This is a genomic window from Agromyces luteolus, from assembly GCF_009729855.1.
Lineage (GTDB): Bacteria > Actinomycetota > Actinomycetes > Actinomycetales > Microbacteriaceae > Agromyces > Agromyces luteolus.
This window is the reverse complement of record NZ_WODA01000003.1, coordinates 50,093-75,933: the sequence shown is the minus strand read 5'-3', so window position 1 is coordinate 75,933 and position 25,841 is coordinate 50,093. Positions and strand designations below refer to the sequence as shown.

General features: G+C 71.8%; 21 protein-coding genes, 1 tRNA gene and 1 pseudogene. 15 read left to right on the top strand and 8 right to left on the bottom strand.

Going from position 1 to position 25,841, the window contains the following annotated elements; translation table 11 throughout:
* The first annotated feature begins 106 nt into the window (after positions 1–106).
* The 5 genes from topA to GLX25_RS02690 all read left to right on the top strand — a co-directional run bounded on the left by topA (position 107) and on the right by GLX25_RS02690 (position 6,490).
* Positions 107–2,908 carry a type I DNA topoisomerase gene (gene topA / locus GLX25_RS02710; RefSeq protein ID WP_166548380.1) on the top strand — a complete coding sequence of 934 codons (2,802 nt, stop codon included), beginning with the start codon at positions 107–109 and terminating at the stop codon, positions 2,906–2,908.
* The gene (tmk, locus tag GLX25_RS02705) at positions 2,905–3,525 is read left to right on the top strand and encodes a dTMP kinase (protein ID WP_166548379.1); all 621 of its coding nucleotides are present in this window, start codon (positions 2,905–2,907) and stop codon (positions 3,523–3,525) included. The genes topA and tmk overlap by 4 nt, the downstream gene beginning before the upstream one ends.
* A 91-nt stretch (positions 3,526–3,616) precedes the next feature.
* Positions 3,617–4,792, top strand: coding sequence for a DNA polymerase III subunit delta' (locus tag GLX25_RS02700; RefSeq protein WP_166548378.1), 1,176 nt, complete (start codon positions 3,617–3,619; stop codon positions 4,790–4,792).
* A complete protein-coding gene (locus tag GLX25_RS02695; protein WP_166548377.1) occupies positions 4,789–6,318 on the top strand; it encodes an alpha/beta hydrolase in 1,530 nt (509 codons plus the stop codon). The genes GLX25_RS02700 and GLX25_RS02695 overlap by 4 nt, the downstream gene beginning before the upstream one ends.
* A gap of 96 nt (positions 6,319–6,414) precedes the next feature.
* A tRNA-Thr gene (locus GLX25_RS02690) sits at positions 6,415–6,490 on the top strand.
* Between the two features lie 83 nt (positions 6,491–6,573).
* Here the strand turns inward: GLX25_RS02690 and GLX25_RS02685 are convergent.
* Positions 6,574–7,248, bottom strand: coding sequence for a response regulator (locus tag GLX25_RS02685; protein ID WP_271192568.1), 675 nt, complete (start codon positions 7,246–7,248; stop codon positions 6,574–6,576).
* The gene (locus tag GLX25_RS19280; RefSeq protein WP_155840668.1) at positions 7,245–8,396 is read right to left on the bottom strand and encodes a sensor histidine kinase; all 1,152 of its coding nucleotides are present in this window, start codon (positions 8,394–8,396) and stop codon (positions 7,245–7,247) included. Before GLX25_RS19280 ends, GLX25_RS02685 begins: the two co-directional genes overlap by 4 nt.
* 172 nt (positions 8,397–8,568) lie before the next feature.
* On the opposite strand from GLX25_RS19280, the gene GLX25_RS02675 reads away from it, so the two are divergent.
* A complete protein-coding gene (locus GLX25_RS02675; protein ID WP_155840667.1) occupies positions 8,569–9,300 on the top strand; it encodes a hypothetical protein in 732 nt (243 codons plus the stop codon).
* A gap of 106 nt (positions 9,301–9,406) precedes the next feature.
* Here GLX25_RS02675 and GLX25_RS02670 read toward each other — a convergent pair whose 3' ends face one another.
* Both GLX25_RS02670 and GLX25_RS02665 read right to left on the bottom strand, forming a co-directional pair.
* The gene (locus GLX25_RS02670) at positions 9,407–10,336 is read right to left on the bottom strand and encodes an SGNH/GDSL hydrolase family protein (RefSeq protein ID WP_155840666.1); all 930 of its coding nucleotides are present in this window, start codon (positions 10,334–10,336) and stop codon (positions 9,407–9,409) included.
* Between the two features lie 9 nt (positions 10,337–10,345).
* On the bottom strand, positions 10,346–11,164 hold the full coding sequence (locus GLX25_RS02665) for an SGNH/GDSL hydrolase family protein (RefSeq protein WP_155840665.1): 819 nt from the start codon (positions 11,162–11,164) through the stop codon (positions 10,346–10,348).
* A 109-nt stretch (positions 11,165–11,273) separates the two neighbouring features.
* Between GLX25_RS02665 and GLX25_RS02660 the strand changes: the two genes are divergently transcribed.
* The 5 genes and pseudogenes from GLX25_RS02660 to GLX25_RS02640 all read left to right on the top strand — a co-directional run bounded on the left by GLX25_RS02660 (position 11,274) and on the right by GLX25_RS02640 (position 16,682).
* On the top strand, positions 11,274–12,263 hold the full coding sequence (locus tag GLX25_RS02660; RefSeq protein WP_155840664.1) for a Gfo/Idh/MocA family protein: 990 nt from the start codon (positions 11,274–11,276) through the stop codon (positions 12,261–12,263).
* A gap of 20 nt (positions 12,264–12,283) precedes the next feature.
* Positions 12,284–13,495, top strand: a complete 1,212-nt coding sequence (locus GLX25_RS02655; protein ID WP_166548376.1) for a M20/M25/M40 family metallo-hydrolase — start codon at positions 12,284–12,286, stop codon at positions 13,493–13,495.
* A gap of 70 nt (positions 13,496–13,565) precedes the next feature.
* Complete coding sequence (locus GLX25_RS02650) at positions 13,566–15,116, top strand: D-alanyl-D-alanine carboxypeptidase/D-alanyl-D-alanine-endopeptidase (protein WP_271192569.1); 1,551 nt, start codon at positions 13,566–13,568, stop codon at positions 15,114–15,116.
* A gap of 94 nt (positions 15,117–15,210) precedes the next feature.
* A pseudogene (locus GLX25_RS02645) lies at positions 15,211–15,783 on the top strand (isochorismatase family protein); the annotation flags it as partial.
* 128 nt (positions 15,784–15,911) lie between these two features.
* The gene (locus tag GLX25_RS02640; RefSeq protein ID WP_155840662.1) at positions 15,912–16,682 is read left to right on the top strand and encodes an alpha/beta fold hydrolase; all 771 of its coding nucleotides are present in this window, start codon (positions 15,912–15,914) and stop codon (positions 16,680–16,682) included.
* 12 nt (positions 16,683–16,694) lie between these two features.
* Here the strand turns inward: GLX25_RS02640 and GLX25_RS02635 are convergent, their stop codons facing one another.
* The gene (locus GLX25_RS02635; RefSeq protein WP_166548391.1) at positions 16,695–17,630 is read right to left on the bottom strand and encodes an AraC-like ligand-binding domain-containing protein; all 936 of its coding nucleotides are present in this window, start codon (positions 17,628–17,630) and stop codon (positions 16,695–16,697) included.
* Positions 17,631–17,913: 283 nt separating this feature from the next.
* Between GLX25_RS02635 and GLX25_RS02630 the strand changes: the two genes are divergently transcribed.
* Positions 17,914–19,452, top strand: a complete 1,539-nt coding sequence (locus GLX25_RS02630) for an APC family permease (protein WP_155840661.1) — start codon at positions 17,914–17,916, stop codon at positions 19,450–19,452.
* Here the strand turns inward: GLX25_RS02630 and GLX25_RS02625 are convergent.
* Entirely contained in the window at positions 19,449–20,030 is a 582-nt protein-coding gene (locus GLX25_RS02625; RefSeq protein ID WP_155840660.1) for a hypothetical protein, read from the bottom strand. The genes GLX25_RS02630 and GLX25_RS02625 overlap by 4 nt on opposite strands.
* A gap of 84 nt (positions 20,031–20,114) precedes the next feature.
* On the opposite strand from GLX25_RS02625, the gene GLX25_RS02620 reads away from it, so the two are divergent.
* The gene (locus GLX25_RS02620; RefSeq protein ID WP_309299152.1) at positions 20,115–22,139 is read left to right on the top strand and encodes a primary-amine oxidase; all 2,025 of its coding nucleotides are present in this window, start codon (positions 20,115–20,117) and stop codon (positions 22,137–22,139) included.
* A gap of 427 nt (positions 22,140–22,566) precedes the next feature.
* Positions 22,567–23,019: a hypothetical protein gene (locus GLX25_RS02615; RefSeq protein WP_155840658.1), complete on the top strand. Its 453-nt coding sequence runs from the start codon at positions 22,567–22,569 to the stop codon at positions 23,017–23,019.
* On the opposite strand, the gene GLX25_RS19275 is transcribed toward GLX25_RS02615, so the two are convergent.
* The gene (locus tag GLX25_RS19275; protein WP_155840657.1) at positions 22,998–24,548 is read right to left on the bottom strand and encodes an adenylate/guanylate cyclase domain-containing protein; all 1,551 of its coding nucleotides are present in this window, start codon (positions 24,546–24,548) and stop codon (positions 22,998–23,000) included. The two genes, GLX25_RS02615 and GLX25_RS19275, sit on opposite strands and share 22 nt — an antisense overlap.
* Positions 24,549–24,660: 112 nt before the next feature.
* Between GLX25_RS19275 and arr the strand changes: the two genes are divergently transcribed.
* Complete coding sequence (gene arr, locus GLX25_RS02605) at positions 24,661–25,071, top strand: NAD(+)--rifampin ADP-ribosyltransferase (protein ID WP_166548375.1); 411 nt, start codon at positions 24,661–24,663, stop codon at positions 25,069–25,071.
* Between the two features lie 54 nt (positions 25,072–25,125).
* Here the strand turns inward: arr and GLX25_RS02600 are convergent, their stop codons facing one another.
* The gene (locus tag GLX25_RS02600; protein ID WP_155840656.1) at positions 25,126–25,713 is read right to left on the bottom strand and encodes a TetR/AcrR family transcriptional regulator; all 588 of its coding nucleotides are present in this window, start codon (positions 25,711–25,713) and stop codon (positions 25,126–25,128) included.
* Between the last annotated feature and the right edge of the window lie 128 nt (positions 25,714–25,841).

Here is a 25,841-nt window from a genome sequence, read left to right as displayed (position 1 = left end):
GTATGGTGTGCCATGTCGGCGTCATCCGCCGGCCGATGGCACACCGCTCGGGGGCGCGGCGATGATGTGCGTCCCTCGTTTTTCGTCCATGAGCAAGAGGAGTCCGGTGTCTGGCGCGAAGAAACTCGTGATCGTGGAGTCGCCGACCAAGATGAAGTCGATCGCCCAATACCTCGGCGACGGCTACGAGGTGCTCTCCTCGGTCGGGCACATCCGCGACCTCGTCGAGCCCAAGAACCTGCCGCCCGAGCTGAAGAAGGGCTCGCTCGGCAAGTTCTCCGTCGACGTCGAGAACGGGTTCGAGCCGTACTACGTCGTCTCCGACGCGAAGAAGAAGACGGTCGCCGAACTCAAGCGCGCGCTGAAGGGCGCCGACGAACTCCTGCTCGCCACCGATGAGGACCGCGAGGGCGAGGCCATCGCGTGGCACCTGCTGCAGGAGCTCAAGCCCAAGGTGCCCGTGCGCCGCATGGTCTTCCACGAGATCACGAAGGACGCGATCCTCAAGGCCAAGGACCAGACCCGCGAGCTCGACACCGCGCTCGTCGATGCGCAGGAGACCCGGCGCATCCTCGACCGGCTCTACGGCTACGAGGTCTCGCCGGTGCTCTGGCGCAAGGTCGGGCCCGGGCTGTCGGCCGGCCGCGTGCAGTCGGCGGCGACGCGTCTCGTCGTCGACCGCGAGCGCGAGCGCCTCGCATTCGTGGCCGCCTCCTACTGGGACCTGATCGGCCGGTTCACGAAGGAGTCCTCGTCGTTCGAGGCGCGCCTCGTGCGTGTCGGCGGCGAGCGCATCGCGACCGGTCGCGACTTCGACGACTCGGGCCGGCTGACCGGCAAGGCCGTCGTGCTCGACGAGGCCACCGCGCAGTCCCTCACCGCCGCGCTCCGCGACGACACCGTCGCGCGCCGAGTGAGCCGCGTCGAGTCGAAGCCGTACTCGCGCCGTCCGGCCGCGCCGTTCACGACCTCGACGCTGCAGCAGGAGTCGGCGCGCAAGCTCCGGCTCTCTGCCCGTGACACCATGCGCGTCGCGCAGTCGCTCTACGAGAACGGGTACATCACCTATATGCGCACCGACTCGGTGTCGCTCTCGCAGCAGGCGATCCAGGCCGCGCGCACCCAGGCCGTGAAGCTGTACGGCGCCGACAGCGTGCCCGAGAAGCCCCGCGCCTACGCCGGGAAGTCGAAGAACGCGCAGGAGGCGCACGAGGCCATCCGCCCCTCGGGCGAGGTCTTCCGCACCCCGGCCGAGCTGCAGAGCGTGCTGCGCGGCAGCGAGTTCAAGCTCTACGACCTCATCTGGAAGCGGACGGTCGCCTCGCAGATGGCCGACGCGAAGGGGCAGACCGCGACCGTCACGATCGAGGTCGGTCCGACGGCGACGGATGCCGCCGAGCCCGAGACGCCCACGACCGCCGTCGCCGGCACGATCGCCGAGTTCACCGCGAGCGGCACCGTGATCACCTTCCGCGGCTTCCTCGCCGCGTACGAGGAGAGCCGCGACGAGGAGCGCAACGCCGACGAGACGCCCGGCGAGGCGAAGCTGCCCCAGCTCGCCGAGGGCGAGGCCGTCGGGCTCTCCGAGCTCGAGGCGAAGGGCCACGAGACGAGCCCGCCGCCGCGCTACACCGAGGCGAGCCTCGTCAAGCGACTCGAGGAGCTCGGCATCGGCCGCCCGTCGACGTTCGCCTCGATCATCTCCACGATCCTCGACCGCGGCTATGTCACGCAGCGCGGCCAGGCGCTCGTGCCGAGCTGGGTCGCGTTCTCGGTGGTGCGCCTCCTCGAGGAGCACTTCGGCGACCTCGTCGAGTACGACTTCACGGCCGAGATGGAGGACGACCTCGACCGCATCGCGTCGGGAGAGGCCGACCGCGTCGACTGGCTCAACGAGTTCTACTTCGGCAGCGACCGGCACACGGGCCTCCGTCAGGTCGTCGACAACCTGGGCGACATCGACGCACGCGAGATCAACTCGATCGTGATCGGTCCCGGCGTGACGCTGCGGATCGGCCGATACGGGCCGTACCTCGAGACGGTCGACCCCGAAGCGGCCGCCGACGCGCCGCCGCGGCGCGTGAACCTGCCCGAGGGCCTCGCGCCCGACGAGCTCACGGCCGAGAAGGCGCGCGAGCTCATCGAGGCGCCCGTGCAGACCGACCGCGTGCTCGGCGTGAACCCCGACAACGGCAAGCAGGTCGTCGTGAAGGACGGCCGGTTCGGGCCCTACGTGACCGAGCTCGAGCCCGAGCCCGAGGCGGCCGAGGCATCCGTCGACCCGGCCACGGGCGAGGTCGTCGAGGCGCAGCCGGCGAAGGCCGCGAAGCGCGGCGCCAAGAAGGCCGCAGCGCCGAAGCCGCGCACCGCGTCGCTCTTCAAGAGCATGCAGATCGAGGAGGTCGACCTCGCGACGGCCCTCCAGCTGCTCGACCTCCCGCGCGTCGTGGGTCTCGACCCCGAGTCGGGCGATGAGATCACCGCGCAGAACGGCCGATACGGCCCGTACCTGAAGAAGGGCACCGACACCCGGACCCTCCCGAGCGAGGATGCGATCTTCGACATCGACCTCGCGGGCGCCCAGGAGCTCTTCGCCCAGCCGAAGTACGGCGCGCGCCGCGCGTCGAGCGCGCTGAAGGAGTTCGCCGAGGACCCGGTGAGCGGCAAGCCCATCAAGGTCAAGGACGGCCGCTTCGGCCCCTACGTGACCGACGGCACGACGAACGCCACGATCCCGCGCGCCGAGTCCGTCGAGGACATCACCTTCGAGCGCGCCGTCGAGCTGCTCCAGATCAAGCGCGACAAGGGCCCGGCGCCCGCGCGCGGGAAGCGGACGACCGCCGCGAAGTCGGGCGCGAAGGCGCCGGCGAAGCGCACGAGCACGCGTACGGCGAAGAAGTCCTCGTGAGCCGCGGGCTGTTCCTCACCCTCGAGGGCGGCGACGGATCGGGCAAGACCACCCAGGCGGAGCTGCTCGAGCAGTGGTTCACGGCCGAGGGCCGGACGGTCGTGCGAACGCGCGAGCCCGGCGGCACCGACGTCGGCCTCGAGGTGCGCGAGATCGTGCTGCACCACCGCGGCGACATCGCGCCGCGCGCCGAGGCGCTGCTCTACGCGGCCGACCGCGCCCACCACGTCGCGACGGTCGTGCGACCGGCCCTCGCGCGCGGCGAGGTCGTGGTGCAGGACCGCTACATCGACTCGTCGGTCGCCTACCAGGGCGCCGGGCGCGTGCTCGACGCCCGTGAGGTCCGCTCGATCTCCGAGTGGGCGACCGAAGGGCTCGTCCCCGACCTCACGATCCTCCTCGACCTGCCCTCCGAGGTCGCCCGACGCCGCCTCGACGGTGCGCGCACGCGGTACGACCGCCTCGAGGCCGAGGCGGCGGAGTTCCACGGCAGGGTGCGCGAGGCGTACCTCGCGCTCGCAGCGGCCGAGCCCGACCGTTTCCTCGTCGTCGATGCCGCACTGCCGGTCGACGACATCCACGACAGGATCCGGGCCCGGGTCGAGACGCTCGCGTGAGCGTCGGCGTCGCGCGACCCGAGGCATCCGCTCGGCACACGGTCAGGGGCCTCCCAGCGCTGCTGTCCGCGGCCGAAGGTAGCGTGGAGCCGTGACCGTGTGGAGCGACCTGACGGGCCAGGATGCCGCGATCGCCGTGCTGCGCTCGGCCGCCCGCGCGGCGGCGGACTCGCGCGTCTCGGCCGACATGACCCACTCGTGGCTGATCACGGGCCCGCCCGGATCGGGGCGCTCGAACCTCGCCTACGCGTTCGCCGAGGCGCTGCTCTCCGGTGAGCCCGACGGCGACGAGCGCCTCCGCGCCCAGGTGACGGCGCGCAGCCATCCCGACCTGCACGTGCTCGCGACCGAGGGCGTGATCATCAAGCGCGACGACGTCCGCGACATGGTCAAGCGATCCCACTACGCGCCGTCCGTCGCCCACTATCGCGTCGTCGTCGTCGAGGATGCCGACCGGATGACCGAGCAGACGTCGAACTTCCTGCTGAAGGAGCTCGAGGAGCCGCCGCCGCGCACCGTGTGGATCCTCTGCGCCCCGAGCGAGGCCGACCTGATCCCCACGATCCGCTCGCGCGTGCGGTCGGTCCGACTCCAGGTGCCCGACATCGCGGCCGTCGCCGACCTCCTCGTCCGCCGCGACGGCGTCGATGCCGAGCTCGCCGAACGCGCGGCGCGCGAAGCGCAGAGCCACATCGGCATGGCGCACCGACTCGCCACGAGCGCCGAGGCGCGCGACCGCCGCGACGAGACGCTGCGTCTCGCGCTGCAGGTGAGGTCCACGCCGGGCGCCGTGCTCACGGCCGCACGTCTGCTCGAGATCGCGGGCGACGATGCGAAGGCGATCACCGAACTCCGCGACGCCGAGGAGCGCGAGCACACGCTCCGCTCGCTCGGCGTCGCGCCCGGCCAGGCCGTGCCCGCCGCGCTCCGGTCGCAGCTCCGTGCGCTCGAGGAGGACCAGAAGCGACGCGCGACCCGGAGCCTGCGCGACGGGATCGACCGGATCCTCGTCGACCTCGCATCGCTGTTCCGCGACATCCTCGTGACCCAGCTCGGTGCGGAGGTCGACCTCGTGAACCTCGAGATCGCCGCCGACATCGCCCGCGCCGCGGCATCCGCCACGCCGGCGCAGTCGCTCGCGACGCTCGACGCCATCCAGGAGGCCCGTATCCGCATCGACGCCAACGTCCAGCCCGCGCTCGCGCTCGAGGCGATGCTCGTCTCGGCGATCCGCCGGCCAGAGGCGGCCCGGGGGGTGCGCTCGTGACGGCGGGGGGACGGCTCGTCGCCGCGGCATCCGTGGTGGTGACGTCCGTGCTGCTGCTCGCAGGATGCACGGTGCCCTCCTTCCTCGGCGGCGGGACCGAGCGGTCCGAGCCGACGGGCGAGACCGTCGCCCCCGAGCTCGAGCCGTTCTACTCGCAGGTGCTCGAGTGGGAGCGCTGCGACGACAAGCTGTGCGCGACGGCCACCGCCCCGCTCGATTGGAGCGATCCCGACGCGGGCGAGATCGAGCTGGCGCTGGTCCGCCGGCCGGCGAGCGGCGAGAAGATCGGCTCGCTGCTCGTGAATCCGGGCGGTCCCGGGGTGTCCGGATACGACTACATCGCCGAGTCGATCGACTACGCCGCCGGGCCGCGGCTGCAGGAGCGGTTCGACGTCGTAGGGTTCGACCCGCGCGGCGTCGGAAGGTCGTCGGCCGTCCGGTGCTACGACGCTGCGCAGATGGACGAGTTCCTGTACGGGATCGTTCCAGGGGAGCGGGGCAGCGACGAGTGGATCGCCGAGGTGACCGAGGCGAGTCGCGACTTCGCGGATACCTGTGCCGACGGGACCGGGGACCTGCTCGGCAACATCGACACGGTGAGCGCAGCCCGCGACCTCGACCTGCTCCGCGCAATCCTGGGCGACGAGCGATTGAACTACCTGGGGTACTCCTACGGGACGTTCCTCGGCGCGACCTATGCCGGGCTCTACCCGGAGAAGACGGGTCGGCTCGTCCTCGACGGCGCCATCGACCCGACCACGAGCATCCAAGAGGTCAACATCGCACAGTCGGTCGGTTTCGAGGATGCCCTGAAGGCATATCTCGCAGACTGCCTTGCCGGCGACGACTGCCCGTTCTCCGGTTCGATCGATGACGCCGCCGACGAAGTGGCGCGCCTCCTCGCCTCGGTCCAGGCGAATCCGCTCAGAGCCAGCGACGGCCGGATGCTCGGCGCGGACGCGCTCGTCACGGGGATCGTCTACCCGCTGTACTCTCCCGAGAGCTGGCCGTACCTCAATGAAATGTTCGAGTCGGTGATGTTCGGCGAAGCCGACATCGCGCTCCTCTTCGCCGATCTCTACAACCACCGCGAACCGGACGGCACATACACCGATAACTCGACCGAGGCGTTCCGCACCGTCAACTGCCTCGACTACACCTGGGACGACGACCCGGCGAAGATGCGCGCCGACGCGACGGAACTCGCCGAGGCGGCGCCGATCATCGGTCCGTACTTCGCCTACGGCGACATCGGGTGCGCGCAGTGGCCGGTCGCCAGCGAGGCCGAACGCAGCGCGATCACCGCGGAGGGCGCGGCCCCGATCATGGTGATCGGCACGACCGGCGACCCGGCGACGCCGTACCAGTGGGCCGAGGCGCTCGCCGAGCAGCTCGACTCCGGCTTCCTCGTGAGCTACGACGGCGAGGGGCACACCGCCTACCGCAAGTCGAACGCGTGCATCGACGACACCGTCGAGGACTTCCTCATCGACGGTGCGGTGCCCGCGTCGGACCCGCAGTGCTGACGTGCGAGCGCACGGGGGCCGAGTGGTCATGAGGGCGCCGAAAACCCGCTAACATGGTCTCTCGTGCCGTTCGGTGCGATTCGCAACGGATGCCACGCCGCCTTAGCTCAGTCGGCAGAGCGATTCACTCGTAATGAATAGGTCGAGGGTTCGATTCCCTCAGGCGGCTCCACTCGGAAGGCCCGGACATCGTCCGGGCCTTCCGCCGTTCCCGGTCGCGCCGATCCGGCGCGGGACCGATACGGCGCCGGCCGATCACTCCGCCCGCTCGCCGGGGCGCACGAGTCCCGACTCATAGGCGAGGATCGCGATCTGCACGCGGTCGTGCGCGCCGAGCTTGGCGAGCAGGCGCGACACGTACGTCTTCACGGTCGACTCGCTGAGGAAGAGCGCCGCGCCGATCTCGGCGTTCGACCGTCCGCGCGCGACGAGTCGGATGATCTCGACCTCGCGCTCGGTGAGGTCGAGATCCGGTGGCAGCGCCGCGTCGGGGGAGGGTGCCGCGGCGAACCGCTCGAGCAGGCGCGCCGTCACCGTCGGCGCCAGCATCGCCTCCCCCCGGGCGACGACGCCGACCGCGTGGACCAGGTCCGCGGGCGGCACGTCCTTGAGGAGGAACCCGGAGGCACCCGCGCGCACCGCGGCGAACACGACCTCGTCGAGGTCGAACGTCGTGAGCGCGAGCACGCGGCGCGAGGCGTCCGCCTCGAGGATGCGACGCGTGGCCTCGATGCCGTCCATGACGGGCATCCGGATGTCCATGAGGACGACGTCGGGGCGGAGGTCGGCGGCCGCGTCCACACCGACGGCCCCGTCGGCGGCCTCACCCACGACGTCGAGCCCGGCGCGCTCGAGGATGAGGCGGAAGCCCACGCGGACGAGTTCCTGGTCGTCGACGAGCAGGACGCGGGTCGGGGCGCTGGCCGTCACGAACCCGCCCCGATCGGGAGCGACGCGTGGACGCGCCATCCGCTCGGCCCAGGACCCGCCTCGAGCGTGCCGCCGTACAGCGTCACGCGCTCCCGCATGCCGAGGAGTCCGTGCCCGGCGGCACGATCGGCACCGGCGGCAGCGCCGTCGTCGGTCACCGTGACGTCGACGCGGTCGGCCGAGCGTTCGATCGCGACCGAGGCCGATGCCGCTCGCGCATGTCGACGCACGTTCGTGAGCGACTCCTGCACGACCCGGTAGACGGCGAGCTGCCGACCCGCCGACAGGTCGCTCGTGTCGTCCGCGCGGAAGTCCACGACGAGTCCGGATCCGCGCGCCTGCTCGATCAACTCGGGGATGCGGGCGATGCCCGGCTGCGGAGACAGGGCGTCGTGGTCGTCCTCCCGCAGCAGCTCGACGACGCGGCGGACCTCCGCCAGCGCGTCGGTGCCCGTCGTCCGGATCGCCTCGAGCGCACGGCGGGCGGCGGCCGCATCGACGTCGACGACCTCGGCCGCGGCACCGGCCTGGACCACCATGACGCTCACCGAATGCCCGAGGATGTCGTGCAGCTCCCGGGCGATCCGCGCACGTTCCTCCGCGACCGCGCGGAGGGCGGCCTCACGGGCGTCGGTCTCCGCGGCGATGGCCCGCACCGCGGCATCCGCTGCCCGGCGCTCGGAGACCCGCATGCCGATGCCGATGAGGAAGACCGTGAGGAGCACGCCCCAGTGGAAGAACACCTCGCTCGGACCCTGGAGCTCGGGTACGAACAGGTCGGCGAGGATGACGGCGGCGAACACCGAACCGCAGACGGTCGCCGACGTCCGGACGCCGCCGTGGCGCGCACCCGTGTAGAGGGCGAGCGAGATCGGCAGGAACCCCCCGAAGAACAGCACCTGGGTGTCGCCGCCGGTCGCGACGAAGCACAGGACCCACGTCAGCGGGATGCCGACCAGGGCCAGGGGGACGATCCGGCGGAGCGCCAGCAGGACGGCGCAGACGAGGATGGCGACCGTGCTGAGCACGGGCGAACCGGTTCCCTGCACCGATTCGAACGGCACCCAGACCTCGGCGAGCCCGAGCGCCGCGACGATGGCGGCGACGGCGACGTCCTGGGCGAGATGCCAGCGTGTGCGGCGGTCCACGACCGCAGGCTAGCGCTCCGCACGCCGCCGGGGGAATCACCGTCGGGTGATCGGGGAGTCGACTTCGGATGATCCGCACGGGCCCGGCGACGGATGCCGTCGACAGCGCGGCGCTCGTAGCGTGACCCCGTCGCCGCGGAACGGCCGCGGCCGAACCGAGGGGAACCCAACCATGTCCACGTCCCGTGCACTGCCGTCGGTCCGCCGGGTGCTCGTCGCCGGATCGCTCGTCGCCGCCATCGCCACCGCCGTCGTGGGGATCCTGCTCCAGCCCGAGTTCCCGGACGACCCGGGCGAGTACGTCGAGCTCCTCGCCGGCTCGGCCTCCGCCGCGGCCGGGCTCCAGCTCTTCCTGTGGTCGCAAGTGTTCTGGGCGATCGGCCTGGTCGGGCTCGCCCACTCGGCGAGCCATCGCTCGCCCGTGCTCGCCACGCTCGGCGCGGTCTTCAGCGGGCTCGGCGCGTTCGGCCACGCCGCCTACGGCGGCGCGAGCCTCGTCACGCTCGGCATGGCGCGGTACGCACTCGAGTCGGGCGACCTCGACGCGGCGCAGGCCGCTTTCGCGACCACGCAGGGCGGCGACTTCATCCCGTACCTGCTCGCGGGCCTGGCCGGCACGGTGCTCGGAGTGGTCCTCGTCGCGGTGGCACTCCTGCGCTCCGCCGTCGCGCCGCGGTGGGTGGCCATCGCCCTGCTCGTGTGGACGGTCGTCGAGTTCGTGCTGCCGAACGTCCTCTCGGGCGCCTGGATCACGTATGCGTCGCTCGTGATCGGCGTGATCGCGTTCACCGGCGGAGCGGTGTCGGTGCTGCGCGGCGGATCGGCCGCGTGGACGACGGTGCTTGAGGCCGACGCGGACGAGCGCAATGAGAACCCGGCGGTCGGCGCCGCAGCAGCGCCCTGACCCGCGCGCCCCTCCGGCACGGCCCGCCCCGATCGGAGCCGCCGCCCTGGGAACGCGAAGGGCCCGGACGACGTCCGGGCCCTCCGACGCTGCGTCGCTGCAGGACCTACGAGAGCGGCACCGCGCGGATCGCCGCGGCGTAGGCGACGTAGCCGCTTGCATTGGGGTGGAAGCTGTTGGTGCTGCTCACCCACCGCCAATCGTTGATCCACGGGCTCGAACTGCCGATGCCATGGCCGGCGAAGTCGTCCTCGACGTCGACGAAGACCGCGCCGGCGGAGGTCGCGGCGGCCTCGATCACGTCGTTGAGCACGACCGTCTCGTCGTTCACCTCGTCGGCCCAGGCGTACTTCGGGTTCACGCCGGATCCGTTCTCCCAGAAGAGCAGCGGGTACCCGGCGACGATCACCTTCGCGCCGGGGGCGCGTGCCTGGATCCCGTCGACCACGTTCACGATGCTGTTCGTGAACCCGGGCGATCCGGCGATCGCGGCGCCCGCGGCGATCTTCGACGAGCACGACGATCCGGGGAACACGAAGCAGTTCTGCATGACGTCGGCGAAGCCGACGTCGTTGCCGCCGACGGTGACCGTGACGACCTTCGCCGTGGTCGGGATGATCGCGATCTGGCGGTTGAGCACGTCGGCCGTGTCCCTGCCGGAGCAGGCGGGGAACGCGACGAGCGCCTTGTCCGCATCGCCGTCGAGCAGCTTCGGGTAGCTCTTGGAGCTCGTATAGCAGCTCGTCTCGAGGTAGCTCCCCGCGCCGACGCCGGACGCGAACGAGTCGCCGAGCGCGGCGTACTCGAGCTCCGTCGTGCCGCCGCCACCGCCGCCACCGTTGCCGCCCCCGCCGCCCGGCTTGCCCGGCTTGACGGGCTTCGCCGTCGAGACGGCAGCGGATGCCGCATCTGCGGGCCCGGCGACGGCAGCGCCGAGCACGAGCCCCAGTGCGGCGAGGAGGGCGGCGACCACGAGCGCGATCCGTCGGCGTTCGGCGTGCGAGGTCAGGGTCGTGACCGCTTCGACCTTCGACATGGGTTCGGCCTAGCTCGCCAGCACGAGGAGGATCGCGTCGCGGTAGACGGCCTGACCGGTCGCGGTCGGGTGCAGGAAGGTCAGCGGGTCGAACTGATCGGCACCGAGCCACGGCTCGAGGTCGCCGACCTGATGGCCGACGTACGCGAACGCGAGGCTCGTGTAGTCCACGTTCGCACCGGCACCGGCCGCTCCGTTCGCCGCGGCGCCGATCTGGGCGTCGAGCGCGAGGGTCGCGGCGTTCACGGTGTCGGTCAGCGAGCTCCATCCGCTCACGAACGGGACGGGGTAGTCGGTCACGACGATGCGCGCGTTGGGTGCGCGCTCCGCGATGGCGAGCAGGAGCCCGCCGAGCTGCTGCCCGATGACCCCGGAGATGAGGAGCTGCTGCGCCTCGGCGACGGCCGTCGCACACGCGAGCGAGTCCGGGTCCGGTGCGCAGATCGCGAGGATCTCGCCGACGCCGAGGTCGTTGCCGCCGACGGTCAGCGTCACGAGGGTCGTGCCGCGGTTCACCTTCGAGAGCTGCGTCGCCGCGACATCCGAGATGGTCGCTCCGCTGCACGCGGCCTGGCGGAGCAGGTTCGTCCTCGGCACCGCGTCGAGCAGCACGGGGTAGGCGGCATCCGACCGCAGGCAGGCGTCGAGCGGGATGCCCGCGCCCTGCCCTGCCGCATACGAATCGCCGAGCGAGACGTACTTGTTGACCGGATCGGGTTTGGCCGCGAGGGCGGATGGAGCGGCGCCGAAGAAGACGGCGACGAGGGCGACGGTGGCCCCGGCGATCGAGCCGACGATGCGGCTCCTTCGGTTCGAATGTGCCGACATGGCCGAAACCTAGCGGGAAGTCGAGGGTTCCTGCATATCCCAGAACAGGTGTCATCTGGACGCGCATCTCCGGAACCGCGGCGGAGAGGTCGCCGCTAGGCTGGCGCGCATGACGGCACGACTGCGATGGGGCATCCTCGCGACCGGCGGCATCGCCCGCCAGTTCACCTCCGACCTGCTGCGCAACGACTTCGACGTGCGGGCGGTCGGGTCCAGATCGACGGCGTCCGCGCAGGCGTTCGCCGATGAGTTCGGCATTCCGACGGCGCACGGCAGTTACGACGCGCTCGTCGCCGATCCCGAGCTCGACGCGATCTACATCGCCACGCCGCACCCGTGGCATGCGGCGTCCGCGCTCGCCGCGATCGAGGCGGGCAAGCACGTCCTCGTCGAGAAGCCGTTCACGCTCAACCAGGCCGAGGCTCGGATCGTCGCCGACGCGGCCCGGGCACGGGGCGTGCTCGTGCTCGAGGCGATGTGGACCCGGTACCTGCCGCACATGGTGCGCATCCGGGAGATCATCGCGTCGGGCGCGATCGGCGAGGTGCGCTCGATGATCGCCGACCACACCCAGAAGCTCTCCGACGACCCCCGCCACCGACTGAACGCGCTCGAACTCGGCGGCGGTGCGCTGCTCGACCTGGGCATCTACCCCGTCTCGTTCGCGTGGGACCTGTTCGGCGAGCCCGCCGTCATCCAGTCCACCGCGATCTTCAAGGAGACGGGCGCGGACGCGGAGGTCGCCGTGCAGTTCGGCTACCTCGACGGCCGGATCGCGTCGACGTTCTCCGCGAGCGATGCCCGCGGGCCGAACCGGGCCCTCGTCCTCGGCACCGACGCCAGGATCGAGATCGACGGCGTCTGGTACTCGGCGACGAACTTCCGCGTGATCGGACACGACGACACCGTCATCGAGGAGTTCGCGTCCGACGTGAACGGGCGCGGCATGCACTACCAGGCCGCCGCTCTCGAGCGGCTCGTCGCCGACGGACGGCTCGACGGCGGCGACATCCTGCCGACCGAGGAGTCGGTCGCCATCATGGGCACGCTCGACCGCATCCGCGCCGAGATCGGACTGCGCTACCCGGGCGAGGACTGATCCCCGGCGGTGGCGACGACGTGTCCACCGACGAGGACGTCGCGGCGCTGACACGGCGGCTCGTCGCGATCGATGCGACGAACCCGTCGCTGGTCGCGGGCGGAGCGGGCGAGCGCGAACTCGCCGGCGCCGTCGCGACGTGGCTCGGCGAGCGCGGCTTCGACGTGCGCACGGTCGGCGCCGATGCGTCGCGCCCCAGTGTCCTCGCCCGCCGGCGCGGCGCCGGCGGCGGGCGCACCCTGCTCCTCGCCGGACACCTCGACACGGTCGGCGGTGACGGCGCCGGTGACGGCGCCGGCGATGGCCCCGGCCCCGGTGGCGGGGCGGATGTCGCAGCCCGCGCCGAGCCCGATCGCATCGTGGGTCGCGGCGCCTACGACATGGCCGGGGGACTCGCGGCGGCGATGATCGCGGCCGCTGCGGCGCCCGACGACCTCGCGGGCGACGTCCTTCTGGCGTTCGCCGCCGACGAGGAGTTCGGCTCGCTCGGCATGGAGGAACTCCTCGCGGCGATCGACGCGGACGGCCCCTCCGCTGCTGCCCCGCGGCGACCCGACGGCGCGATCGTGCTCGAGCCGACCGACCTCGAGGTCACGCTCGCCCATCGCGGATTCGCCTGGTACCGCGTCGAGTACGACGGCGTGGCGGCGCACGGCTCGCAGCCCGGCCTCGGGGTCGACGCGATCGATCGCGCACTCGACGGGCTCATCGCCCTGCGCGACCTCGGCGCCGAACTCGACGCACGGCCGAGGCATCTGCTGCTCGGCTCGGGGAGCGTGCGGGTGGCCACCGTCGAGGGCGGGACCGATCCGGCGACGGTCGCCGACCGATGCGTGCTGGTGGTCGAGCGGCGGACCCTGCCCGGCGACGCCGACCCCGGAGCCGAGCTCGCGCGCGTCCTCGCGGCGTCCGCGCCGGATCGCCTCGTCCCGCTCGTCGTCCGGCCCGCGATGGCCGCGTCGGCCGGCTCGCGGATCGCGCGCGCCGTGACGGGTGCCGTCGAGGCCGTCACGGGCGCGCCGCCGGTCCTGCGCAGCGATCCCTGGTGGACCGACGCCGGGCTGATCGCCGAGGCGGGCATTCCCGTCGTGCTCGTCGGGCCCGTCGGCGGCGGCGCCCACGCCGACCTCGAATGGGTCTCGGTCGCGTCGCTCGACACCCTCGTCGAGGTGATCGGCCGGGTCATCGGGGACTTCTGCGGGGAGCCGGCGACCGGGCCATCCGCCCGCTGACGGCGTTCGAGCCGCGTCCGACGGCGCTCGCACTCGGGAGGCGTCCGGACCGCCTCCGTACAATGCCCGGGTGAGCGACGAGAACGAGACGGATGCCGCGGGCCCGAACCCCGCGTCGGGGGAGCCCGGTCCGTCGGGCGACTCCGGGGCACCCGCATCGCCGCGCGACTCCGGCGGGGCCACGTCGCCCGGCCCGCCCCGAGGCATCCGCTCGCTGATCGCCGAGCATCGCGTGATCGCCGCGGTGGCGGCGGTCGCCGCGGTCGGACTGCTCGGCGGCGCCGTCGCGTTCGCTGCGACGATGACGGGCGGCGACGCCTCGCCGACGCCGTCGGCCAGCCCGAGCCCGACGCCGACCGAGACGCCCACGCCGACGCCGACCGCGACGCCGACGCCCACCCAGGAACCGGCCGCGCGCGTCCGCACCTGCTCGGTCGCGGGCCTCGCCGCCGACCCGCGCCTCGTGAACCTGCAGGCGCAGGTCATGAACGCCGAGACCGGCGAGGTGCTCTTCGACCGCGGCGGCCTCACAGCGGCGCGCACGGCGAGCGTCATGAAGGTCGTGACCGCGGCGGCGGCGCTCGCCGTGTTCTCACCCGACGACCGGTTCGCGACGACCGTCGTGAAGGGCTCCGAGCCGGGCTCGGTCGTGCTCGTCGGCGGCGGCGACCTCACGCTCTCGCGCACCGCGACCGGCAACGAGACGGTCTACCCCGGCGCCGCGCACCTCGACGACCTCGCCCGGCAGGTGCGGGCGGCGTGGCACGCCGACCCGTCGAACCCGCCGCTCACCAAGCTCGTACTCGACGCCTCGTACTTCGGCGGCGAGACCTGGCACGCGAGCTGGGCGCCGACCGAGCGCGACCTCGGGTACATGCCGGAGATCACGGCGCTCATGGTCGACGGCGACCGCGACGACCCGTACGCCAACACCTCGCGCCGCGGCGCCGACGCGGTCGGTCGCGCGGGCGACGCCTTCGCCGCCGAGCTCGGCGGCGTCTCGGTGATCGAGCGCGGCACCGCACCCGGCGGCGCGACCGAGCTCGGGCGGGTGTGGTCGCCGACCGTCGCGCAGCTCATCGACAAGTCGCTCGTCGTCTCGGACAACACGGTCGCCGAGATGCTCGCCCGCCAGGTCGCGATCGCGGTCGGCACCGGGAACACGTTCGAGGCGATCGATCCCGCGGTGCGGCAGGCGCTCGAGACGTACGGCATCGCGCGCGGCGGCATCCACGTCGTCGACGGCTCGGGCCTCTCGCCCGACAACGCGGTGCCGCCCGCCTACCTCACTCGGCTGTTCGACGCGGTGGAGGCGCGCGAGGGGAGCCTCGGCGTCATCCGCGACGGGCTCCCGATCGCCGGGCAGCGCGGGTCGCTGTCGTACGCCGACCGGTTCGCGGGCGACAACGCGGTCGCGCACGGTGCGGTGTTCGCGAAGACCGGATGGATCGACACGGGCTACACGCTCGGGGGGATCGTCCACGCCCAGGACGGCACGACCCTGACCTTCGCGATCTACGCACTCGGCGACGTCTCGCAGGTCACGGCGGACGCGAAGGTGGCGATCGACACGCTCACGACCGGGTTCTACCGCTGCGGGGACGAACTCTCGAACGAGTGACCGAGGGCCCGCCGCGGCGTCCGCGAATCGCGACAGAATGGGAGCGGCGGCCGGACGAGCCCCGCCCGAGACCCGAGGAGCGAAGGAGCCGATCATGAGCCGGGCCCTGTTCATCATCGACGTGCAGAACGACTTCACCGAGGGCGGTGCGCTCGGCGTCGAGGGCGGTGCGGCCGTCGCCGAAGGCATCACGGCCTACCTCGCCGAGCACGGCGAACGCTACGACCTGGTCGTTGCCTCCCGCGACTGGCACAATCCCGACGACGACAACGACGGTCACTTCGCGACGGACGCCGAGCCCGACTTCGTCACGACCTGGCCGAAGCACTGCATGGCGGACACGCCCGGCGCCGAGTACCACCCCGCGCTCGACACGAGTGGCGTCCACGTGCACGTCCGCAAGGGCCAGGGGGTGCCCGCGTACTCCATCTTCGAGGGCACGGATGACTCGGGCGCGTCGATCACCGAGGTGCTCGAGCGGCACGGCATCACCGACGTCGACATCGTCGGCCTCGCGACCGACTACTGCGTGCGCGCGAGCGCGCTCGACGCGATCGAGCACGGACGCCACGTGCGCGTGCTCCGCGACCTGGTCGCGGGCGTCGCATCGGAGACGTCCGACGCCGCGATCGCCGAGCTCGGCCATGCCGGAGCGGCCATCGTCGACTCGTCCGAGCTGCCGCCGGGGGAGGTGGTCGAGCGTCCGGAGGCGGACGACGCCGGGTCCGGCGGATCCGAGGACGCCGATCGAGCGGATGCCGCCGGCTCGCCGGCCGACGACGAGGCGGATCGCGCGTGATCGGGCAACCGTCCTCGGCGCCGATGCTGCACGCCGAGGCGCCCGACGGGGTGCTCATCGCGTATCGCGTGCACGGCGACGACGCCGAGGCGGGCCGCCCGCCGGTGCTGCTCGTGCACGGCTTCGCGTCGGACTCGTCGGTGACGTGGGACGGCACGGGGTGGGTGCGCTCGCTCGTCGAGTCGGGGCGCCGCGTGATCACGACCGACCTCCGCGGCCACGGCGCGAGCGACAAGCCGGCCACCGCCGACGCCTACGCGCCGGACCGGCTCGGCGCCGACCTCCTCGCCGTGCTCGACTCGGCCGGCGCAGCGCGCTGCGACGCCGTCGGCTACTCGATGGGCAACCGGGTGATCTCGGCGCTGTGCGAGCTCGCCCCCGACCGGGTGCGTCGCGTCGTGGTCGGCGGTGCGGGACCAACGGAGCTCTTCGCGACGTGGGACGTCGAGGACGCGCGTGCCTACCTCCACGACGGGACGGCGCCGCGGAACCCCGTGATCGCCCAGGTGCTCGGCCCGGCGGTCCGCGCCGGCGCCGACCGCGACGCGCTCCTCGCGTGCATCGAGGGCGTCTCGGGCGCCCCGCTCGCGATCCCCGGCGACATCCCGGTGCTGTTCGTCGCGGGTGAGGAGGACCCGGTGCCGCTCGGAGTCCAGCAGCTCGCGCTCGACTGGGGGAGCGACCTCATCACGATCCGGGGCCGCGACCACGTCTCGACGCTCACCTCGCGGACGTTCAAGGACGCGGCGATCGACTTCCTCGTCTGATCGCCGCTCGGCTCACGCGGCCGTCGCGCGCGCCCGGACGGCGCTCGGCGGTTCGCCGAACTCGGCGCGGAACGCGCGGCTGAAGTGCGCCGCGTCGGCGAAGCCCCAGCGGCCGGCCACCTGGCCGACCGGTCGGTGCGCCGCGAGCGGGTCGAGGAGCTCGCGGCGGCAGCGGTCGAGTCGCCGCGACCGGATCCAGCTCGAGACGGTGAGCCCCTCCTCGTGGAAGATCGCGTGGAGGTGGCGCGTGGAGATGAAGTGCGCCGCGGCGATCGTCGCCGGCGTGAGGTCGGGGTCGCCCAGCCGGTCATCGAGCCAGGCCTGGATGCCGCGCAGCATCGCCCGGTGGGGGCGGTCGGCGTCGCGGGCGACGTCGAGCTCGCGGGCGTAGAGCGTCGACACGAGGTCGACCGCGTTGCGGGCGAGACGGCCGCCGACGGGACCGCCGAGCTGGTCGAGGTCGCCGGCGAGTTCGGCGAGGAAGCGCGCGACGACGCGGCCGAGGCCCTGGTCGCCCGCGATGCGGGCCGCGGTCATGCCCTGCACGGCGTCGGTCGGCAGTTCGAGCATCCGGTGCGGCACCATGAGCACGAGCGTGCTGAAGGCCTCCTCGAAGACGAGCGTGTAGGGCGAGTCGGTGTCGTAGATCGTGAGGTCGCCGGGTCGGAGCACGGCCTCGCGGGAGTCCTGGATGAGCAGGCCCGTGCCGGAGAGCTGGAGCCCGAGCTTGAACGAGCGATGCTCGGACCGTGCGACGAGTTCGGGTGTGCGGTGGATCTCATGCCCGGTGGCCGTGACCACCGAGAGGTGGATGTCGTCGCCGGCCGCCGCGCGGATGTCGCCGCGGAACGCGTCCGGATCGTCCGCGCGCACGCGCAGCGGAACAAAGGACTGCGAGGCGAGCGCGCTGAACTCGGCGAAGTCGAGCGGCAGGGCGGAGGCGTCGATGGCGGGCGCGTCCGAGGCGAGCGCGGGGGAGGCGAGCGCGAGCGCGGGGGAGGGGGAGGATCCGTGGGGCACGGGATGCACCTCATCTCTGGGCGGGACGGCGATGTCCGGGTCGAGAGGAAACTCTACGCTCGTTGAGGGAAATTCGACAGGGGGAGTCTGCGGTCGAGGTCAACCGGCGTACGCTCTCCGACAAGTCCCGGACGTCGGCGCACGGAACCATGGGCCGGAACCGGGCGATGCCGCCGTGGCTCGCCCTCCGTCGACCAAGGGATCCCCAGCCATGACCTCCTCAACGACGACGTCGACGCCCGCGGCGACCGGTGCACTCGGCCACCGGCGTCTCGGCGTGCCATCCGTCACCCTCATGATCATCGCGGCGTCGGCGCCGCTCACCGTCGTCGCCGGCGGCGTGACCACGACCTTCGCCGTGACCGGCGTGATCGGCGTGCCCGTGGGCTTCATCGTGCTCGCCGCGGCGCTCGCGGTGTTCGCGGTCGGCTACGCCGCCATGAGCCGCTACGTCACGAACGCCGGCGCGTTCTACGCCTACATCGCCCAGGGCATCGGGCGGCCCTTCGGCGTGGGGGCCTCGCTCGTCGCGCTGGTGGCCTACAACGCCATGCAGGTCGGCATCTACGGGCTCTTCGGGTTCCAGATGTCGATGTTCCTCGAGGCGAAGCTCGGCATCGTCACGCCGTGGTGGCTGTGGATCTTCGCCTGCATCGCCGTCGTCGGCGCGCTCGGGGTCAACCGGGTGGACCTCTCGGCGAAGGTGCTCGGCATCCTCGTCGCGCTCGAGTTCGCGGCCGTGCTCGTGTTCGACCTCGTCTCGTTCGCGGTCGCGCCCGAGGGCGTGAGCACCGCGGGCATCGAGCCGGCCAACCTGTTCGTGCCGGGTGTCGGCGCGGTGCTCTCGTTCGGCGTCGCCGCGTTCATGGGCTTCGAGTCCGCGGCCATCTACGGCGAGGAGTCGAAGGACCCCAAGCGCACGGTCGCGCGCGCGACCTACGCCGCCGTGGCGATCATCGGCGTGTTCTACGCGTTCAGCGCGTGGGCCTTCACGGTCGGCATCGGGCCGTCGCAGATCGTCGAGGCGTCGGCGACCTACGGCCCCGACCTCATGTTCGTCTTCATGGGCGAGCACGCGCCGGTCATCGTGAGCGACCTCATGCAGGTGCTGTTCCTCACGAGCCTCTTCGCGGCGCTGCAGTCCTTCCACAACGCGGTCGCGCGGTACCTCTTCTCGCTCGGGCGCGAGGGCGTGCTGCACCGCAGCCTCGGTTCGGTGCGTGCCGCCTCACGCGCGCCGTGGGCCGGCTCGGTCGCCCAGAGCGTGATCGCGATCATCGTCACGCTCGGGTTCGTCGTCGCGGGCGAGGTCGTGGGCCTCAAGGCCGACTTCGCGCCGGTCGAGTTCCTCTACCCCGTCCTCACGATGTTCACGTGGCTCACGAACACGGGCGCGATGGGGCTCGTGCTGCTCATGGGCGTCATCGCGATCGCCGTCATCGGGTTCTTCCGCCGCGACCGGCGCGGACTCGGCGCCTGGCCGACGCTCATCGCGCCGGCGATCTCCGCGGTCGTGCTGTTCGCGGTGTTCGTGCTCATCCTGGCGAACTTCAACGTGCTGCTCGGCCAGGCCGAGACCACTGCGGTCACGTTCGTGCTGCCCGCGCTGCTCATCGTCCCCGGCATCGCCGGCGTCGTGTGGGGCCTCGTCATCCGTCGTCGGAACCCGGAGCTCTACGCGCGGGTCGGCCACGGCATCGAGGAGGCCGAGGCGGCGGTCGTCGAGACCCCCGCACACCGAGGGTTCTAGGCGCCGAACCCGGTGGAGAGGCCGGGAGCGGCCATGGCGGCGAGCATGACGGTCATGCTCGCCGCCATGACGCCGTGTCCGATCCCGCCGCGGCCCTCGCGCAGCGCGCGCACCGCGACCCAGGCGCCGAGCCCGATCACCGCGAGCACGGCGAGGCTCTCGGCGGCGAGGAGCGGGGCCGCGTGGAGGTGCGTCTCGACCGACGGGCCGGCGTCGTCGTGGCCTGCGGCGGCCACGAGCCATCCCGTCGCGATGAGCGCGAGGGCGTGGTGCAGGTCGTCGAGCGGGCGAGGGCGGCCGCCGAGGCCGACCGGCCGCGGGCCGCGCTTCGCCCCGCATCCGAGTCCGCGCGACCGGTCCAGGCGCGATCGGATGCCGATCGCGAGGCCCGCGAGGACCAGGATGCCCGCCCAGGCCACGCCCGGCAGGACGCCGGCGAACGCCGTGTCCAGCATGGCCGCGAGCATCGCGATCGCGGCGATCGCGTCCAGCGCCCGGAGCCGTCGACCCCGGGCGAGCGTCGCGCCGGTGCCGGCGAGCGCGCCCGCGAGCATCACTCCGTGTGCGATCTCGACCATTCGTCCCCGAATCTTCCCTGTTCCGGCGAGTCCGGCTATATTACTCGACAAACGTAGAGAAAAACGAGGTGCACCATGACGACGATGTCGACCACCCGAGCCGCTGAGCGGCACCAGTCGCCCGATCAGAGCCGTCCCGCGGCGGACCCGCTGCGCGGTCTCTCGGCCGGCGAGATCGACGCGACGCGCGAGATCCTGGCCGAGGCGGGCCTCCTCGCCGAGCAGACGCGGTTCGTCTACGTCGGGCTCGACGAGCCGGCCAAGCCCGACGTCCTCGCGGAGGTCGAGCTGCCCCGCATCGTCCGGGTCCTGCTGCTCGACCGGGCCACGGGCGCGTCCGCCGACGTCCGCGTGTCGGTCACCGACCGCTCGATCGTCAGCCGGACCGAGATCGACGGCGCGAACGGCCAGGTCCCGATCCTCGACGTCGAGTTCGAGGCGATCTACGACCTGCTGGGCGCCGAGCCCGAGTGGCACGAGGCCCTCGCCAGGCGCGGCATCACGCACGAGCAGGTCGCGCTCGCCCCGCTCTCGGCGGGGGAGTACGGGTTCGAGGCCGAGCGCGGGCGGCGCGTCATCCGCGTGCTCGCCTTCATGCGGAACGACGAGCAGGACCACTGCTGGGCGCACCCGGTCGACGGTCTCTGCGCGTACGTCGACATGATCGAGGGACGCATGTTCGAGCTCGTCGACCACAAGGTCTACGAGATCCCCGCCGAATCGGGGAACTTCGACGACCCCGAGGTGCAGGGCGCGCCGCTCGACACCCTGAAGCCGATCAGCATCACCCAGCCCGAGGGGCCGAGCTTCACCGTCGAGGAGGACCGGGTGAGCTGGGCGAACTGGCGCTTCTCGCTCGCGTTCGACGCGCGCGAGGGGCTCGTGCTCCGCCGCATCCGCTACGTCGACGCCGACCAGGGCGGTGCCGAGCGCGACATCGTCTACCGCGCCTCGATCGCCGAGATGGTGGTGCCCTACGGCGACCCGTCGCCCGCGCGGTTCTGGCAGAACTACTTCGACACCGGCGAGTACGTGTTCGGCCGCTACGCGAACTCGCTGCAGCTCGGCTGCGACTGCCTCGGCGAGATCCAGTACTTCGACGCGACGATCGCCGACGAGTTCGGCCACCCGCGCGTCATCCCGAACGCGATCTGCATGCACGAGGAGGACTTCGGGACCCTCTGGAAGCACACCGACATCTACACAGGGTCGAACGAGGTGCGCCGCCAGCGTCGCCTCGTCATCAGCTTCTTCACCACGGTCGGCAACTACGACTACGGCTTCTACTGGTACCTCTACCTCGACGGCACGATCGAGTGCGAGGCGAAGCTCACCGGCGTGCTCTTCTCATCGGCCTACGACCCCGAGGCGGGCGACCATGCGAGCGAGGTCGCGCCCGGGCTGGGGGCGCCCTACCACCAGCACCTCTTCAGCGCGCGGCTCGACATGATGGTCGACGGCGTCGCGAACGCGGTCGAGGAGGTCGACGCGGTGCGCGTGCCGATGGGGGAGGGCAACCCCTACGGCAACGCCTTCACGAAGCGCACGACGCGCCTGCGCACCGAGGCCGAGGGTGCGCGCGACGCCGACCCCGTCGCCGGCCGGGCCTGGCACATCGTCAACACCGAGAAGCAGAACCGGCTCGGCCGCCCCGTCGCCTACGAGCTGCTCGCGCAGGGCTCGCCGACGCTGCTCGCCGACCCCGACTCGGTCATCGCGAAGCGCGCCGGCTTCACGCGCAAGCACCTCTGGGTCACGCGCTACGACCGGGACGAGCGCTACCCTGCGGGCGACCTCGTGAACCAGAACCCCGGCGGCGACGGCCTCCCGCGCTATACCGAGGCCGACCGCTCGATCGACGGCGAGGACATCGTCCTCTGGCATACCTTCGGCCCCACGCACTTCCCGCGCGTCGAGGACTGGCCGGTCATGCCCGTCGACTACGCGAAGTTCACGCTGAAGCCCTACGGCTTCTTCGGGCGGAACCCCACCCTGAACGTCCCCTCCTCCGAGGCGATGGGCATTGCCTGCCACACGGATGCCGCGGCCGGCGGATGCCACTGCGAGGCCGGGGCGTGCACCTGCTCGGGGCACGGGCACGGGGCCTGACGCCCGGGCGATCGAACGGCGGCGGGCGGATGTCGCGGGGGCGCGGCATCCGCCCGCCGCCGTTCTCCCGGCCGCCCGGTGCGGGCGTCGGACCTGTTGCCATCCCCGACAGGTCTCCACGTCGTTCCGGCTGGGGATGATCCTTCGCGAACACGAGGTGGAAAAGTACCCAGCGGATACCTTTCCACCTCCGTTCTGGACGTGCTCCCGTATGGAACTCGCCAACGTCGCTCGTTGACCGTCCAGCCTGACCGTCCCGCAGCCCATGACGGCCGCCCACATCGTCGGACGATGTGGCGCTCCCGTGCGATCCTTGGACGTGGTTGGTGGAATAGGCCGCTCGGAGGTGGCAATGCGGCGGTCGCACAGGATTCGCGGAACGGGCTCGGCAGCGCGGGTGACTGCCGCGATCACGTGCGGAGGCTGGGTGGTCGCATTCCTCGTCGGCGGAAACGCCGTCGGCTACGACTGGGCGAGCCCAGCCACGTGGTCGATGGTCGTCCTTCCCATTCTGATTTGGGGTCGAAGCGTCTTCTTCGGCATCTACGTCAGCGGTGATCGGCTCAAGATCGTGTCGTGGTTCTGGACGTACCGCCTCCAGGCGTCGAGGATCTCGAAGGTGTCGGTGGCGAACTACAACGGCTACGTGACGATGTGGTCCGGAGGTGGTGGCCTCTACAGCACGAGCGTCTCGATGATCGGCTTCGAGTTCGACTCCGGTCGTGAGCGCTACTTTCCAGCGACTGCGATGCGTGTATCGCGAGCCCGGACGGCGGGCGAAGCGCTGCGTCGCAGGTTGGGCCTTCCTCCGCTTGCGGACGCGGTGTCCTTCCGACGCCTCGCGCGCGGCGAGACCGATCAGGGTTCGGGGAGGGCGTAGGCGGTCACCGGGTCGCGCTTCCCCTTGATCTCCACGTCAGTCAGCGTCCTGGCGTTCAGGGCGTCGGCGCCGTCGAGTGCCTGGTACGTCTCGGCGCTCATGAGGATCGGCGCACCGGCATCCTTGGTCTTCTCCTCCAGCCGAGCGGCGAGATTGACGGCATCCCCCATCACGGTGTACTCGATGCGCTCCCTGCCTCCGATGTTGCCGGCGATGACCGGTCCGGTCGCGATGCCGATCCCCGACCGGAGGTTCGGGAGGCGGTCGAGGGTCTCCTCGTCGTTGAACGCCGCGAGGGCGCGACGCATCCCGATCGCCGTCCTCACAGCACGGTCCGCGTGATCGGTCATGGGGTTCAGCGGCGTGCCGAAGACCGCCATGATCGAGTCCCCGCCGAAGCGGGTGACGACCCCGCCGTGGTCGACGACGACCGACACCATCGCCGTCATGTACCGGTTGATCACCTCGACCAGCCGGGCGGGCGGCATCTGCTCGCTGAGCGTGGTGAAGTCGCGGATGTCCGAGAAGACCACCGTGCAGTCGACGAGCGTGCCGCCGAGGCCGGCCCCGCTCTCCACGGCAGCCTGCGCCACCTCGCTGCTGACGTAGAGGCCGAACAGCTCCCGCAGGCGCTCACCCTGACGCAGTCCGTCCGTCATGACGTTGAACCGCTCGCCCAGGTATCCGAGCTCGTCGTTCGTGGTCACCGCGACCCTCGTGTCGAGCTCGTCGTCCTCCACGCGACCCATCGCCGCCTGCAGGTCCTCGAGCGGCCCCACGATGGCCCGCGCCACGAGGATGGCGGTGATCACACCGGCGAGCAGGCCCACTCCGAGGATGTACAACTGCACCACGACGAGGTTGTCGAGGATCGCCTGCGGGTTCTCCGCGTCGAGCATGGCGCGGGTGCGCGCCTGCGTGAGGACCACGAGCAGGGTCGGCGTAAGGCCGCCGATGAGGGCGAAGGCCAGCAGCAGGCGCCTGCGTACCGAGAGCCGGAAGGCGTGGACGCTGCTCAGGTTCCCGTCCGGGAAGAAGGTCGGGACCTGTTCCCGCCAGATCAGGTCGGTGCCGAAGTAGACGATCGTCGTGCCGACCGCGCCGCCGATGGCGATGCCGACGAAGTTGCCCGGATCGTCGTACAGGATCGAGTGGAAGACCGCGACGACGAGGCTGCCCGCAGCGACCAGCGAGGCCCCGACGAGGGGCCAGATCAGGACCAGGCGGGCGACGTTCGGCGGCAGCTCCGAAGCGGGCGTGCCGGCCTCGATCAGGCGCAGCCACTTCCGGATCGGTCGCCCGAGCCAGATCACCATCGCGATCGCACCGGCGAGGATCGCGACGCCGGCGGCCGCGAACACCACGATGCCCTCGGTCTCGAGCGGCGCGACGGCAGCGTCATCGACCGGGATCGGATCGATCAGCGCGAAGTAGGCGAAGACGATCAGGGCGCCGAAGACGGTCGCCGCCGAGATGAGCGTCGCGACCCTGCGGGAGACTTGTCCTGACGACGTCGGTGAGTTGCTCACACTGCACGCCCCTTCCGCAGCTGGGTACCCGCTCGGCTGGTTCGGGGTCAGCGTAGTACGCGGCCTCGACCCACGACGGTGCACGGTCGGGGCCGGGGTCTAGGCTGTCCCGGTGGACGACGTACTGGACCAGGGGCCGTTCTACCACGGCACGAAGGCCGACCTGCAGGTCGGAGACCTCCTCACGGCGGGGTTCCGCTCGAACTACCGCCCCGAGGTGGTCATGAACCACATCTACTTCACGGCGCTTCCGGATGGCGCCGGCCTCGCGGCCGAACTCGCGGCCGGCGACGGCGCACCGCGCGTCTACGCCGTCGAGCCGACCGGACCGTTCGAGGACGACCCGAACGTCACCGACAAGAAGTTCCCGGGCAACCCGACCCGGTCGTACCGGAGCACCGAGCCGCTGCGCGTCGTCCGCGAGGTCGCCGACTGGACCCGGCTCACGCCGGAGGCGCTCCAGGCGTGGCGCGATCGGCTGGCGGAGCTCGCGGCCGACGAGCGGGGCGAGATCATCAACTGACCCGAGGCGGCGGCGCAGCGGCATCCGTCGTCTGCAGCGGAGAGCGGTCGGCGGTCAACGCAGCAGGTCGAGGTAGCCGTCGAGCGATCGGGTCAGCCGGTCGGCGTCGGCACTCGCCGGCGCGACGACCGCGATGACCTGCACGCCGTCGAGCATCGCCATGAAGTGGTCGACCACGACCGGGATGTCGACGTCGTCGCGGATCTCGCCGAGGCGCTTCGCGTCGGCGAGGTGCCCGCCGATCTCGACGCGCCACTGGTCCATGGTGCGCTCGTGCAGGGCGAGCAGGTCGGGCTCGTTGGCCGCGTACTCCCAGAACGGGATGACGATTCGCGCCTCGAGGATGCGCTCCTCGTCGAGGGGGAAGATCTGCAGCATCAGCTCGCGGAGGGCCGCCATGCCCTCGAGGTCGGCGCGCACGGCCGCGAAGCGCTCGTTCGTGGCGGCGAACACGTGCTCGAACGTCGCCCCGATCAGCTCCTCCTTGTTGCGGAAGTACGGGAAGAGCCCGCCGTTGGCGACACCGGACGCCTTGGCGATCTCGCGCATCGTGGTCGCCCGGAAGCCCTTCTCCGCGATGAGGCGCCAGGTCGCGTGCACGATCTCGAGGCGGCGTGCGTCGTGGTCGACGATCTTCGGCATGGTCCCCTCTCGCGACGCCGCGGCGTCGGGGTCAACGATACGCGCCGTGGCGCGGCGGAATCCGAGGCACGGCGCGACCGCGGCACGGCGAGGGCCGGGAGTGCGATCGCACTCCCGGCCCGTCCCTG